Below are 14,039 nucleotides of genomic sequence, written 5' to 3'. Positions count from 1 at the left end.
CACACTCAACCATATCGCACGTCGCTAATCCACCGTTCCGACCAGCTTTGCCATATTGCGGACGAGTTCCTCGATCGCCGCGTCGAACAGGCGGTTTTTGGCTTCATCTCCGAAGTCGGGAACAATCAGCGAAAGCTGGCGTAGCTTCTCGGTGCTTCCGAAATCCGGCAACTTGCCGGGATGGGCGGATTGATAGGCCTCAAGGAAACGTTCCTGCTCGCCGGGACTGAAGTGGCAAACCCGAAAGATGGTCGCGAGGTGCCGTGCGGGCAGCGGCGTCGAATAGGCGGGGCTCGTTATTTGCGTCACGAAGCTTCGATGCTTGCCGAGAGCTGCGGCCAACCGCTGACGGGTTCCCGACGGGCGGTTGTCGATGATCTGCGCCAGGATCGTCTTATAAGCCGTCATGGCGTCTTCGACCGTCTCACGAGACATTCAGTTTCTCTCCGCCGCCGGCAGGCCGTCCGACCGCAAGCCGGCGATTGCCGACCTTATGTCGGCGATACAGTTCGGCGCCACGGAAAAGTGGCGAAGCCCCGCGGCCAGCAGAGCCGGCAGGTGGCGCGGGTCGGAAGCCATTTCGCCGCAGATGCCGATCGGCTTTTTCATAGCCTTGGCGCGTTCCACACCTTGCGCAATCAGGCGGCAGACCACCGGGGCAGCCGCATCATAAAGCCCGGCAACTGCCGAACTCCCCCTTGCCGCCGCCATTACGTACTGCGCCAGATCGTTGGTTCCGAAGGAAAAGAAGGCCGCGTTCGAAAAGCCATCGAGCGTCAAGGCTGCCGCCGGAACCTCCACCATCATGCCGATCTCCGGCATGCGTGTTTGCATCCCTCGACGCAAGAGATCGGCCGCTTCTTCTTTGAAGATCACACGCAGGGCATCGATTTCGTCCGGAACCGTGATCATCGGCAACAGGACCTCGAGATTGCCGTGAGCGGCGGCGCGCAGCAATGCGCGCGCCTGCACGCGAGCGAGTTCCGGCCGCGCCAGCAGCAGCCGAACACCCCTGAGGCCCATGAAAGGATCGCTGCTTTTGCCGCCGATTCCAGGCAATGTCTTGTCACCGCCAAGGTCCAGCATGCGGATCGTCACCGGTGCAGCGCCGGCCCAGCGCAACGCCTCACGGTAGATGGCGTAATGCCTTTCCTCGTTGAGGGCATCTGCCGGCGAACCCACCAGAAACTCCGTGCGCATCAGCCCGATGCCCGCGAACGACGATGCATCGACGACGGCGAGCTCCGCCGGGTCGTTGATGATCGCCGACAGGCGGATCTCGGCGCCATCCATGGTTCGTGCCAATCCGCCGGCATCGAGCTTTACGGCTGCTCCTGTGGACCCCGCCCTCGCTTCCGTCTTGCGAATGTGCGTGTCGTCGGGGGCGACAATTACGGTCGCGGCGGTGGCATCCACGAGCACCCGTTCGCCTCCATCGATCTCGAACGGCCCCGTTGCCACCACCATCGGTATCGAACGTGTCCGGGCCAGCATGGCAACATGACTGGACACGCTGCCGTCGAAAAGCACGACGCCGCCGCCGCCCGTCCAGTCGTGGGCAAGAAAAAGACTGGGCTCCAGGTCCTTTCCGACAAAAACGGATCCCGGAGGAAAATCCCCGATCGGTCTGCCCGTGAGCGCACCCAGAACCCGATTGCGAATATCGATGACGTCGACTGCGCGTGCCCGCACCTGCTCGTCGGGCGCCTCGGCGATCCCGGCGATATAGAGGTCCAGCGCTCCGACCCAGGCAAGCGCTGCGCCGTCTCCGGCGGCCAGCCGCTCCTCCGCCATTTCCATCAATGCCGGATCAAGCAGCATTTCTATCTGAAAATCGAGAATGCCGGCGCTTTCCTCGTCCGAGCGTTCGGCGAGAGCTGTCAGTTCCGCAATGGCCGCCGCTATGGCCCCCTGCAGGTCCTGACGCTCTACTGCGGACGTGCTGGGGGGCTCGACGGCGACTGGCGCCATCTGGGCGCAGAGATGAGCCGGCCCGACAGCGACACCCGGAGAGGCAGAAATTCCCGCGATTTCAAGCGGTTCGGCCATGCTTCTTTTCTTCGTCGAAATTGCGCTCGATCAGCGCCTTCAGCGCAACAATGGCTTCTGCGGCGCGCAACCCGTGTGCACGGATTTTCAGGACCGAGCCCCGCCGGATCTTCGCTCCCATGATCTTGACGATGCTCTTGCCGTTGAGCCAAACCTCACTGCCATTGACCTCGATCTCGACCGTGCACGGGAACGACTTCGCCAGCCGGGTGAAGGTAACGGATGGACGTGCATGCAGCCCGAAGCCGTGCGTTACCTCGATCTCCGTCTGGCAGTAGCCATGCACCTCCACCACCTCCTTCGTTTCCTTTCGCGGCCTGTTGTCCCTCAAGGCGAGAGTTCCTCCGCGGTCGCGATGACACGACTGAGGGCGGCGCCGCCGGAAGCCTCGGCCGCGGCGATCACGGCTCCCTCGACCAACGGCGCATCGCAGATCACCACGCGTTTCGAGCGGGGCTCCCCGAGCAATTCGATCGCCATTTCGCTGTTGGTCTCCGCTCCGCCGAGATCAACGAAGACGGCGACACCGGCTTCCGACCAGGCCTGTTCGATTGCCGCCAGTATGCCGGCCGCATTGGTGCCAAGCCCGCCCTCGGCGTTGCCCCCGGACCAGGCAAGCGGCACGCAATCGCCAACCATCTGCCGCACCATGTCGGCCGCGCCTTGGGCGACCAGCGGCGAGTGCGATACGATGACGATACCGACATTTGCAGACTTCGGGTTCATGCCGAACCTTGCTCCTTCAAGAAACGGCAGACCGCCGCCGTCAAGAGTGCACAACTCATCGCGCCGGGATCCACGTGACCGATCGATCGGTCGCCAAGAAACGAGGCACGGCCACGCATCGCCTTCATGCCGAATGTGAGCTTCGCCGACCTTTCCGCCTCTTCGGCAATGCCTGCCAGATCCGAGCGCCTTAGCACTTCGGTGTAAACGGGGTAAAGCACGTCGAGCAAGGTCTTGTCGCCGGCCGCCGCCCGTCCGCGTCGCGCGACGGCATCAACCGCGTACTCCAGAATGCGCGGAAAATCCGCCTGCTCACCGTTCTTTCCCATCTGACGACCGATCTCGATCAACAGCGTCCCGTAGAGAGGACCGGCCGCGCCGCCGATATTCATGACGAGAGTGAAGCCGATCTGCTCCAGCGCCTGCGGCAGGGGAAGAGCCATGATCCGGTCGCGCTCGGCGTAGACCGCCTCGCAGCCGCGACGCATGTTCGTGCCGTGATCACCATCGCCGATCGCCCTGTCGAGTTCCGACAGATGATCGGCATTCACCGTGATCACGGCGCGGCAGATGTCGATCAGCCCACCTATCAGCGCCTGTTTTCTCGGCTCGACGAACATCGCGGTTCTTCCCGTCGCTTGCTGTAGCGGCATGGATCGAAACCGCTGCCGCCTTTCTCGTCGCAGCATAGATCGTTTCGCTCATTTACTGAAACAACGAATTGATCTAACGCTTTGAAACCACACAATTCCGGACGTATACACTTTCCCGGACTCGCGCTAGCGCAGACCTGCGGCAACCTCGAACACGGCGGCCACCGCCATCGCCCCCGGATCGGGCACACCCTCCAGATCTCGCTCTCCGATGTAGGATGCCCGTCCCGCTCTCGCCTTCTTCATCCTCCTGGTCGCGTCCGCGCCGGCGCGCGCAGCGGAGGCCGCCGCTGCCAGTCCGCCGGCCTTCAACGCCCGCAATGCCGGGTCCAGAGCATCCACCATTGTCCGGTCGCCGACGCCCGCTCCGCCGTAGAACGTCATCCGGTCGAGGCCGGCAAGCAACGCGCTCGCCATATCTCTCGTATCGGAATATTCCTTGGCGGCCGCCGTGAAGAAGATCGACAACAGCACGCCGCTGGAGCCACCCATGCTCGTGCTGAGGATGCTGCCGATCGAAGAGAGCGTCGCAGCGATATCCGTCAGTGGCAGGCGCGCGATCTGGGCCAACACGCTGCGCGATCCCGTTGCCACGGTCGAACCTGTATCGCCATCGCCGGCTCGCGCGTCGAGGCTGTTCAATTCCGCTTCCAGCGAAAGAAGATGGTCGCAGATCGCGGCGATCAGTCGGTCTGCAGCAGAATCGTGGCTCGCCTCCGCCAGTTGGGCGCCCGGCACGGCAACCGCCGGCACGACGACCACCTCATGCCGCTCGACGGCGGGGACCCAGGCATGCAGTGCGACCGGGGATCTGAGCGCCGCTTCCCGCTCGGCGTCGAGCCGGATCAGCGACAGCGAGAAGCCGTTCATGTTGAGTGCGGTCATCAACGGCGCCGGACCGATCGTCAATTTTACGCGCTCGGCAAGCGAGGAGGTGAGAACGGTGTGGGCGATCAATCCCATTTCGATCGGCGGCACCGAGCCGAGATTGTTGATGAGCAGCGCATAGTCGCCGTCGCCCGGAAGCGCGGCCGAAAGCCGCTCTGACATTGTCGAGACGATGCTCCGCGCCTCTTGTAGCGCAATGCGCTCGGCACCCGGCTCGCCGTGGATGCCGAGACCGAGTTCGCCCTCATCCGCGCCCAGCCGTTCGGAATGGGCCTGACCGGGAATGGAGCAGGATGAGAGCGAAACGCCGAGGGAAACAATGCTGTCGGCCGCCGAACGGGCAGCGGCCGCGATCGTCTCGAGATCGGCGCCTCCTTCGGAGAGATATCCCGCGATCTTGTGAACGAAGAGGGTTCCGGCGACTCCGCGCGGCTGGGCAAGATCGGGAAGCGCGATATCGTCGGCGACGATCACCATTTCGACGCGGAAGCCTTCGACGCGCGCCTTCTCGGCCGCCAGTCCGAAGTTTAGCCGGTCACCGGTATAGTTCTTGACGATCAGAAGGCAGCCCATCGACCCCGTCACCGCTCGGATCGCCGTCAAGACGGCGTCGACGCTCGGAGACGCGAAAATTTCGCCCGACACGGCAGCCGTCAGCATGCCGCGGCCGACGAATCCGGCATGGGATGGTTCATGACCGGCGCCGCCGCCCGATAACACCGCGACACGATCCTTATTCCAATCTCCGCGCAGGATGACCTTGATGTCGGGATAGGTATCGAGACGGGCGAGACTTCCGACGGGCGCCGTCTGCAAAAGACCATCCAGCGCTTCGGTAACGATGTTTTCCCTTCGGTTGAAAAAGTGCTTCATTGTTTTCTTCCCGCCTGTTCGCCTTGAATGTTCATGTCGTTCTTTAAGTTCATCGGAGCCGCTCGCCATCGGTCCCGAAATAAAGCGGCTGCTTCAGTGTGAGATTGACGCGATCTCCCGGCTTGACCGAAAGGTACGGGTCGGCGAGCGTCACGATCTTGTGGCCCTCGACGCGGATGTGGAGGTGGTTCTGATCGCCGAGATGCTCGATCCAGTCCACTTCCGCGTTTGCCGCCCCGGCTGTTGCGATCTCCAGGTGCTCGGTCCGGGCGCCGACCGTTCGCGCACCGGTCGGCGCCGAGGCCCCGGGCAGCAGATCGACGGGCAGCAGGTTGATGTGTGGCTGGCCAAGGCGTGCTGCCACGTGCAGGTTGGCGGGATCCGCGTAGATCTCCCTGGGCGTGCCGACCTGAATGAGACGGCCCTCCGAAAGAATGCCGATACGATCCGCCATCGTCATCGCCTCGACCTGGTCGTGAGTGACGTAGAGAAGCGTGGAGTTCAACTCTTTCTGGATTCGCTTCAGTTCCAGCCGCAGTTCGGCGCGAAGCTTCGCGTCGAGCGACGAAAGCGGCTCGTCCATCAGGTAGATGGCGGGCCGGCGCACAAGTGCGCGGCCGATCGCGACGCGCTGCATCTCGCCGCCCGATAGCCTCGTCGAGCGGTTTTCGAGCTTGTGGTCGATGCGGACCATGCGCGCCACCTCGCGCACCCGGCGGTCCACCTCGTCGCTACTCACACGACGGGCGGGAGAGCGCAGCGGAAAGGCGAGATTGTCGTAGACGCTTAAATGCGGATAGAGCGAATATTGCTGGAAGACGAAGGCGACGTCGCGCTCGGCCGGCGATTGCCGGCCGACGTCCGCGCCGGCAATCGTCACCCGCCCCTTGTCAGGCCGCTCGAGACCAGCAATCAGGCGGAGCGCCGTCGTCTTCCCCGCCCCCGTCGGCCCAAGCAGCACGACGAACTCGCCGTCTTTGATGGTAAGCGAAAGATCGTCGACAGCGGCCGCGTCGCCGAACGTCTTGGCGATGCCTTGAAGGATGACTTCAGCCATTGCGGGCCTCCGCGTAGAGGGATGACGCTATCGCCCTGCCCGATCGGCAGTCGAAAACGGCAAGTTTTGCGGGATTGAATTCCAGCCCCACGGTTTCGCCGACCCTGAAGCTGCGGTCCGCCGAGACGCGCGCCTTGACGATGCCGGAGGCGGTTTCGACCGCGACGATCTGGTTCGTGCCGAGATACTCGCTGCCATAGACCGCGCCGCGAAGACGAGAGGCGTCGCTGAGGCGGATATGTTCCGGACGGACGCCGAGGGCCAACTCGCCCGGCGACACGTCCTCAGCCACTTCTGGCACGGCGACATCGACGCCGTTCAGGACCACCGATCGCATGCCCCGTTGCAGCCCGGAGGTAAAACGCATGAAATTCATCGGCGGCGAGCCGATGAAATCGGCGACATACATGGATGCCGGCCGGTTGTAGATCTCCTGTGGAGTGCCGAACTGTTCGATCACCCCGTGGTTCATCACAGCGATCTTGTCGGCCATGGCCATGGCCTCGTGCTGATCGTGGGTGACATAGACCGTTGTCGCATGAATACGATTGTGCAGTTCGCGCAACTCGTGGACCATAACCTCGCGGAACTCGGCGTCGAGCGTCCCGAGAGGTTCGTCCATCAGGAAGCATTTGGGCCGGCGGATGATCGCCCTTCCGAGCGCGACGCGCTGCCGGTCGCCGCCGGCGAGACCCGAGACCGACCGGTCGAGAATATGATCGATGCGCAACAGCCTTGCGGTCTCCTCGACGCGGGCGCGGATTTCTGCCCTGGGCAGACCTTGGGAAAGGAGCGGAAAGCCTATGTTCCTGCGCACGTTCATGTGCGGGTAGAGCGCGAAGAGCTGAAACACGAAGGCGATGTCGCGCGCACTGGCGCGGTTGAATGTGACGTCCTCGCCATCAAGAAAGATCTTGCCGCTGGTTGGGAGCTCGAGCCCGGCAATCATTCTGAGCGTGGTCGTCTTCCCGCAACCCGAAGGGCCGAGCAGCGCCAGAAATTCGCCATCCGCCACCGTGAAGCTCGAATCCTCTACTGCAGCAAACTCGCCGAACTGCTTGCGAAGATTTACAATTCTGATCTCGGCCATCGTTCACTCCGGGAACTTCGAAACGATGATGAACATCACCGTGCCGGCGAGCAGGGCCGCAAGCGAATAGGTGTAAAGCACCAGCAGGAATGGCTGAAACAGCATCAGAAACCCCGCGGAGATCAGCACCGTCGCGATATTCTCCATCGGGCCGCGCCGTATGAAGAACGGTCGCTTCTGCCGGGACGGACTGGTGGTTTGCCGGTGGTTCGTCATTTGCGGACCGCTCCGAAAGTAATGCCGCGCAGCAACTGCTTGCGCAGGATGATGGTGAAGACAAGGATCGGCATCAGGAAGATCGTCGTGCCCGCGGCAACCGCCGGCCAGTCCTGCCCGCCCTCGCCGATAATGGTGGGAATGAAGGACGGCGCCGTCTGGGCGGAGCCCGAGGTCAGCAGCACCGCGAACGCATATTCGTTCCACGCAAAGATCAGGCAGAAGATCGCCGTCGCCGCGATTCCGGTGGTGGCCTGCGGCAGGACAACCTTCCAGAAGGCCTGCAGGCGCGTGTAGCCGTCGATCATTGCGGCTTCCTCGTATTCGCGGGGGATTTCATCGATGAACCCCTTGAGAAGCCAGACGGCGAGCGAGACGTTGACGGCGGTGTAGAGCAGGATCATCCCGAGCGCCGTGTCGGAAAGGCCGAACTGGCGGTACATCAGGTAGATCGGGATCGCGACCGCGATCGGCGGCATCATCCGGGTCGAGAGAATGAAGAACAGGAGGTCGTCGGCAAGGGGCACGCGAAACCGCGAGAAGCCATAGGCTGCAAATGTCCCGAGCAAGACGGCAAGGAAGGTCGAGCCGAAGGCGATGATCAACGAATTGCCAAAGCGCGGCCAGTAGTTCGAAGGCCCCGCTATGACCATGTTGCGGCTGCGGGTGATCTCGTCGCAGGTGCCGGTCGGCGGCGGAAGCGACTGGATATAGTCCGGCGTCTGCCGGGTGCGCGTGGTGAAGAGGTTGCAATAACCCTCGAGCGTCGGGCTAAAGACGATCTTCGGCGGATAGCTGATCGAGTCCGGCGGCGACTTTATGCTCGTGAGGAAGATCCAGGCGAGCGGGACCATCGTCACCAGCGCATAGAGGATGACGATCGCGCCGGCGATGCGCTTGCTGGTCGGTGTCGGCTCGACCACGGAATGGGCTGCGTTGACGGAACTCATCTCTGCTTCACCTTGTTCAGGGCTTTGACATAGATGTTGGCAAGGCCGAACACCGCGACGAAAAGGATGATCGCGAAAGCGGAGGAGCGTCCGGTCAGCCAGCTTTCGAACGCCTCCCGTTTCAGCGTGATCGACGCGACCTCGGTGGTCGAACCAGGCCCGCCGCCGGTCAGAAGCATGACCATGTCGAACATCTTGAAATTCTCGATGCCGCGAAAAAGCACCGCGAGCATGATAAAGGGCAAGGCCATCGGCACGGTGATCGACCAGAATTGCCGCCAGGCCGAGGCGCGGTCGACCTCCGCCGCCTCGTAGATATAGTCCGGTATCGATCTGAGACCGGCGAGACAGATCAGCATGACGTAGGGCGTCCACATCCACGTATCGACGATGATGATCGCCCATGGTGCCAGCGAGACAGAGCCGAGCATCTCGAAGGATGACGGCGGAATACCCGAGAAGTACGAGACGATATAATTAAAGAGCCCGATCTGCGGCTGGTACAGGAACCGCCAGAAATTGCCGACGACGGCGGGCGACAGCATCATCGGAATCAGGATCACCGTCGTCCAGAAAGCATGGCCGCGGAACTTGCGGTCGATGAGATAGGCCAGTGAGAACCCGATGACCGTCTGCAGCAGAATGGTCCAGAAGACGAAATGTGCCGTCGTCTGCATCGCGATCCAGATATCGGGATCATTCAACACGCGCTGATAGTTGCGCAGGCCGACGCCTGTGATTTCCGCATTCGGCCGGTTCGCGCGGAAATTCGTAAAGGACAGGTAGACTGCCCAGATCAGCGGAAAGATGTTTATCGCGAGCAGCAGTGCAATCGTTGGCGTTATGAACAGCCAGGCGATGGCGCGGTCCGAAAGGCCGCGAACGCGTCTTGCGATCACTATGGGTGTGGAGCGGGCAAGAACCTCGGCTGATCGCTCCGCGATGGTGGAAGGGGCATCAGTCACAGAAATCACCTGAATGAAGCAAGGGGTCGGGCGCCGGTCATGGCGGCCCGAACGACGACGTCCGGGCCACCTTCCTGGGAGAGCCATTTCATCGCAAACTCAAAGCGAGATGAGGGAAAGTGTGTGCGGTTTTCGGCCAGCATCCCGCTCTAACTCACTAAAATCAATCACGTATTGCGATTTTGCGTGATCTAGAGCTTGCCTTCGTCCTCGAAGATTTCCTTCCAGTCACTGACCAAAGCATCCAGGGCCTCCTGTGCCGTACCTTGATCAGCGACCACATAGTCGTGCAGTCGCTTCTGCATGGCCTGCAAGAGGATGGCGTATGACGGCTCCTGCCAGAAATCCTGTACCTGGTTCATGGCGAGCAGGAAGTCGGCAGCAAAGGGTTGGCTGTCCTTGAAGGACGGATCGTTCAGCACTGCATTGTGAACGGCATAGCCGCCGAGCGACCACCACTTCTTCTGGACGTCTGGCTGAGCGAACCATTTGATGTAGGCGAGCGCGCCGTCCATGTTGTCGGTATTGGCAACGACGGACATTCCCTGACCGCCGAGAGTCGATGCCGCAACCTTCTGCTTAGGATTGACGAAGAAGCCGATCTTGTCTCCGCCGACCTTCTCGTCCTTGTAGAGACCGGGGAAGAAGGCAAACCAGTTCATGGCCATTGCGACCTGACCGGATTTGAAGGCGTCGAGGCCCTCGGTCATGTAGCTGTCGGTGTATCCCGGCGGCTGGCAGCACTTGTAAAGCGCCTTGTAGGCTTCGAGACCTGCGACGGCATCCGCTGAATTGACGGCGCCCTCCATGTCATATTTGCCGGCGGTGCTTTCGTATTTGAAGCCATAGGAATAGAGCGCGGACGTCGCGCCCATGGCGATGCCCTCGGAGGCGCGCTCCGTGAAGATCGCTGTGCCATAGACCTTCTGGCCGTCGATCTCCCGGCCGGTGAAGAATTCCGCAACCTGCTTCAACTCGTCCCAGGTCTGAGGCGGACCGAGATCGCGGCCATGTTTTTGCTTGAACTCCGCTTGCAGTTCGGGCTTGGCAAACCAGTCCTTGCGATAGAACCAGCCATTGGCGTCGCCCATCGCCGGCAGCGCCCAATAGTTCGGCGTACCCTTCGGCCAGGTGGAATAGGCATTGACCGCGGCCTCTGCGAAATCGCTCATCTTGATTCCTTCCTTGTCGAAGAAATCGTTGAGCTTCACGTAATAGCCGTTTTCGGCCGAACCGCCGATCCACTGGCTGTCTCCGATCAGCACGTCGCAGAGTTTGCCGCCGGAGTTGAGTTCGTTAAGTACCCGGTCCGCGAAGTTCGGCCACGGCACGAACTCGAACTTCATCGTCGTGCCGGTTGCGGCGGTAAAGTCCTTGGACAATTCCACCAGCGCATTTGCCGGATCCCAGGCCGCCCAGCAAAGCGTCAATTCATCCGCCTTCGCCATTCCCGGTAGCGCCGCCGACAGCACGAGTGCCGACGACATGCCCATCAGGGCCTTCATCATCTTCCGCATGTATTCCTCCCAGATGCAGGAACCGGCGAAAAGCCGATTTCGGAAAATTCTCCCTTCGATGAATGCCCAGCACGGTCACTCCCTCATGTTGAGCAATATGTTGAGTGAAATACATTCTACTAAACATGGCAAGCTTAATTCGTCGCTGCGGCGCACCATAGTCGCGCGAGGGAGGCGCCCCGGCGGCGTACCGCTGAGCCTGGTGAAGGAAAAAGGAAGTTTGGAGACGGGCGACTATAGGTTGCGCAGAGAGGACGCGAGACTTTCCGACCGGCCCGCACGGCGAGACCGGTCGGCTTGTCCGTCAAATTTCTACGGTCAGAAAGTCCGATAACGGCAGCTGCAATGCAGATGCGATACGCTTTAATTTTGCTGGATTCTTATCCAAGCCACTTTCGATTTCACTGATTTCGACGTTGGCAAGGCCACAGGTGACAGCAAGGTCTTCGATGCTGTAGCCGACGGCCTCACGAGCGGCCCTGACGCGGGCGGCAACGTCGTTGCCGACGACGGCAGCGGCTTGCTTGTTGTCAAAACTGGAGAGTGAAATGGACATAAATGTCTCCTTCTCTTGGCATTGAATTTTTGTAAATTCGATGTTGAGGGGGGGCGACAGGCGCCTTGGCGACGGCGGTAACGTTTTATGTCATCACTGTAACATAGACAAGCCACCATACGGCGAAACGTACCTCAACGGCTTCGCCTCGCTTCGATCAAATCGAACGCTTGTAGCTCGCCGTAGGCACGCTCACGGGATTTGCTTTATCCACAGGGCGAGAGATCCACTCCCCGCCCAGCAAAACCCTGTTCCCTGCACGCGCCGTTGGCCATAAACTGCAAGCATGATCGTTTTTAGTTTCGCTGCATTTCAGCACCTCAAGATCTTCAGTGGCGTATTTGCATTGCATAGGCTGCTGCTCGACGCTGAAACGCGATATCGCGACGGCAGCGAATTTCCCGGTGCTCCGCGGAATAGACAGCCGCTGCCTCCTGAAACCGGCGACGCCGGTTTGACACGGCATCCGACGGAATTGTCTCCCTCACCGGGGCCAGCGCGACCGCAAGATCCTTCAACACGATGGCGGTGCCCAAGCTGGGCAATGGCCTGGCCTGGAATAACTGAACGGCTTTGATGGGCTGCCCTTCTGAAGGGAAGGAATGAAGATGACGAACCAAGCCGGAGCGAACGTAGCACCCAAGCCCCCGGGAGCAGAGGGCACGACCCTCCGAGACCAGTTCGCCATGATGCGTCACGCCTTCATGGCGTCCCCGCTGCTGAAGACAATCCTGTGGCTCACGGCCGGCAGCTTCGTGATCATCATCGCGACAGCGATCGGACAGATCATCCTCAACCGCTGGAACCGGCCGTTTTTTGACGCGATCGAGCGGCGCGATCTCGACGCTTTTTTTTATCAGCTCCTGTTGTTTGTCGGCATCGCCGGTGGCCTGCTGGTGCTCAACGTCACGCAGCAATGGCTTAATCAGATGGTGCGATTGAAGCTGCGCGAGGGACTGACGCTCGACCTGATCAACGAATGGATGCGGCCGCTGCGCGCCTTCCGGCTTGCCAACTCCGGCGCAATGGGCATCAATCCGGACCAGAGAATGCAGGAAGACGCCGGCCATCTTGCCGATCTCACCACGGACCTCGGTTTCGGGCTTCTCCAGTCGTCCATCCTGCTCACGTCGTTCGTGAGCGTTCTCTGGGCGCTTTCAGCAGGCTTCGTTTTCCACATCGGCGGCTACTCGCTCGAAATTCCGGGCTATATGGTCTGGGCAGCGATTCTCTACGCTGGCTCGGCATCTTGGCTGAGTTGGCTTGTCGGGCGGCCGCTGATCACCTTGAACGGCGACCGCTACGCGCGCGAGGCGGAATTGCGTTTCTCGCTGATGCATGCCAGCGAACATATCGACGCCATATCGCTTGCCGGAGGCGAGACCGGCGAACGGCGGCGTCTGGAGCTCGACCTTGCGACCGTGCTCGGGGCCATGCGCAACATCTACCGTGCCCAGATCAATCTTGCATGGGTCCAGGACGGCTACGGGTGGGTCACGGTCGTCGCGCCTATCCTGGTCGCCGCGCCCGTCTATTTCGCCGGCGAAATCAGCTTCGGCGGCCTGATGATGGCCGTCGGCGCCTTCAACCAGGTTCATACGTCGCTCAAATGGTTCGTCGCCAATATCAGCGCCATCGCCGACTGGCGGGCGACGCTTCTGCGCGTTGCCGCCTTTCGCCGCGCCTTGATCATGACGGACGTCCTGCACGATGCGGAAAAACGGATCGAGTTCGTCGAGAATGACACAAACAAGCTGACCTTCGACAATCTCGAGGTCGCGTCGTCGAGCGGAAGCACCAGGCTTGCCGAACCGCATATCGAGATCGGCGCGGGTCAGCGCGTGATCATCAGCGGCGATCCCCGCGCGGGAAAAACGCTGCTGTTCCGGGCCCTTGCACGGCTCTGGCCATGGGGAGGCGGGCGCGTCGGGATGCCGGCCGGCGAGATGGTGGCATTCATCCCGCGCTCGCCCTATTTCCCGCGCGGCAAGCTGCGTGACGCGCTTTCCTATCCGCGAGCCGGTGCCTTCTCGGACGCGAGCCTCGTTGCAGCGCTTTCCAAAGTCGGACTCGATCAGCTGACCACGCTGCTCGATCGCGAAGCGCGTTGGGAGCGCGAACTCAGCGATGACGAACAACGTTCGCTCGCCTTCGCACGGCTTATCCTCCATCGGCCGCGATGGGTGATCCTCGACGAAGCGCTCGAGACGATGGATGGGGAGGCAATGAAGCTGGCCCTATCCATCTTCGAAGACGACCTCCGTGAGACTGCCGTCGTCAAGATAGGCCGCACACCGCGGAACGGCGCCCTCTTCTCCCGCGTCATTCATCTCGTGAAGGATCCCGAAGGACCGGTTCTCAAGCCTATTCGCTTTGGTGGCAGCGCGCACGAGAAGGAGGTGGCGGCCAGCGGTGCGCCTTGACGGAGGACACTCCGTCGGGTTCATGCAAAGCCAGGAAAGCGCGTAGCGGTTCTCAGTCCGGAACCGCGTCGTTTCA

The 14,039-nt window shown here is 61.4% G+C and carries 14 protein-coding genes; 1 reads left to right on the top strand and 13 read right to left on the bottom strand.

Features of this window, described 5'->3' with window-relative positions; translation table 11 throughout:
- Positions 1-24: 24 nt before the first annotated feature.
- The 13 genes from QN224_RS20770 to QN224_RS20710 form a co-directional block, all read right to left on the bottom strand.
- The gene (locus tag QN224_RS20770) at positions 25-435 is read right to left on the bottom strand and encodes a hypothetical protein (RefSeq protein ID WP_283978187.1); all 411 of its coding nucleotides are present in this window, start codon (positions 433-435) and stop codon (positions 25-27) included.
- Positions 436-2,049 carry a putative PEP-binding protein gene (locus QN224_RS20765; RefSeq protein ID WP_283978186.1) on the bottom strand — a complete coding sequence of 538 codons (1,614 nt, stop codon included), beginning with the start codon at positions 2,047-2,049 and terminating at the stop codon, positions 436-438. It abuts the gene before it with no gap.
- A complete protein-coding gene (locus QN224_RS20760; protein WP_283978185.1) occupies positions 2,033-2,380 on the bottom strand; it encodes an HPr family phosphocarrier protein in 348 nt (115 codons plus the stop codon). Before QN224_RS20760 ends, QN224_RS20765 begins: the two co-directional genes overlap by 17 nt.
- Positions 2,377-2,775 carry a dihydroxyacetone kinase phosphoryl donor subunit DhaM gene (gene dhaM, locus QN224_RS20755; protein ID WP_173513517.1) on the bottom strand — a complete coding sequence of 133 codons (399 nt, stop codon included), beginning with the start codon at positions 2,773-2,775 and terminating at the stop codon, positions 2,377-2,379. The genes QN224_RS20760 and dhaM overlap by 4 nt, the downstream gene beginning before the upstream one ends.
- A complete protein-coding gene (dhaL, locus tag QN224_RS20750; protein ID WP_283978184.1) occupies positions 2,772-3,395 on the bottom strand; it encodes a dihydroxyacetone kinase subunit DhaL in 624 nt (207 codons plus the stop codon). Before dhaL ends, dhaM begins: the two co-directional genes overlap by 4 nt.
- Before the next feature lie 159 nt (positions 3,396-3,554).
- Positions 3,555-5,189, bottom strand: coding sequence for a dihydroxyacetone kinase subunit DhaK (locus QN224_RS20745; RefSeq protein WP_283978183.1), 1,635 nt, complete (start codon positions 5,187-5,189; stop codon positions 3,555-3,557).
- 49 nt (positions 5,190-5,238) lie between these two features.
- On the bottom strand, positions 5,239-6,246 hold the full coding sequence (locus QN224_RS20740) for an ABC transporter ATP-binding protein (protein ID WP_283978182.1): 1,008 nt from the start codon (positions 6,244-6,246) through the stop codon (positions 5,239-5,241).
- Entirely contained in the window at positions 6,239-7,336 is a 1,098-nt protein-coding gene (locus QN224_RS20735) for an ABC transporter ATP-binding protein (RefSeq protein WP_283978181.1), read from the bottom strand. The genes QN224_RS20740 and QN224_RS20735 overlap by 8 nt, the downstream gene beginning before the upstream one ends.
- A gap of 3 nt (positions 7,337-7,339) precedes the next feature.
- Positions 7,340-7,552: a hypothetical protein gene (locus tag QN224_RS20730; protein ID WP_269275513.1), complete on the bottom strand. Its 213-nt coding sequence runs from the start codon at positions 7,550-7,552 to the stop codon at positions 7,340-7,342.
- Positions 7,549-8,502 (bottom strand): carbohydrate ABC transporter permease, encoded by a 954-nt coding sequence (locus QN224_RS20725; protein ID WP_283978180.1) that lies wholly within the window; start codon positions 8,500-8,502, stop codon positions 7,549-7,551. The genes QN224_RS20730 and QN224_RS20725 overlap by 4 nt, the downstream gene beginning before the upstream one ends.
- Positions 8,499-9,467, bottom strand: a complete 969-nt coding sequence (locus tag QN224_RS20720; RefSeq protein WP_269275509.1) for a carbohydrate ABC transporter permease — start codon at positions 9,465-9,467, stop codon at positions 8,499-8,501. The genes QN224_RS20725 and QN224_RS20720 overlap by 4 nt, the downstream gene beginning before the upstream one ends.
- A 191-nt stretch (positions 9,468-9,658) precedes the next feature.
- Entirely contained in the window at positions 9,659-10,984 is a 1,326-nt protein-coding gene (locus QN224_RS20715; RefSeq protein WP_173513509.1) for an ABC transporter substrate-binding protein, read from the bottom strand.
- 304 nt (positions 10,985-11,288) lie between these two features.
- On the bottom strand, positions 11,289-11,540 hold the full coding sequence (locus QN224_RS20710) for a helix-turn-helix transcriptional regulator (RefSeq protein WP_173513508.1): 252 nt from the start codon (positions 11,538-11,540) through the stop codon (positions 11,289-11,291).
- Between the two features lie 608 nt (positions 11,541-12,148).
- Here QN224_RS20710 and QN224_RS20705 point away from each other — a divergent pair.
- Entirely contained in the window at positions 12,149-13,963 is a 1,815-nt protein-coding gene (locus tag QN224_RS20705) for an ABC transporter ATP-binding protein/permease (protein WP_283978179.1), read from the top strand.
- Positions 13,964-14,039 lie beyond the last annotated feature (76 nt).

Origin of the sequence: Sinorhizobium sp. 7-81 (assembly GCF_030124405.1) — a bacterium.
GTDB lineage: Bacteria > Pseudomonadota > Alphaproteobacteria > Rhizobiales > Rhizobiaceae > Sinorhizobium > Sinorhizobium psoraleae.
Note: the sequence above shows the minus strand (reverse complement) of the source record. Positions and strands in the feature narration are given on the sequence as shown.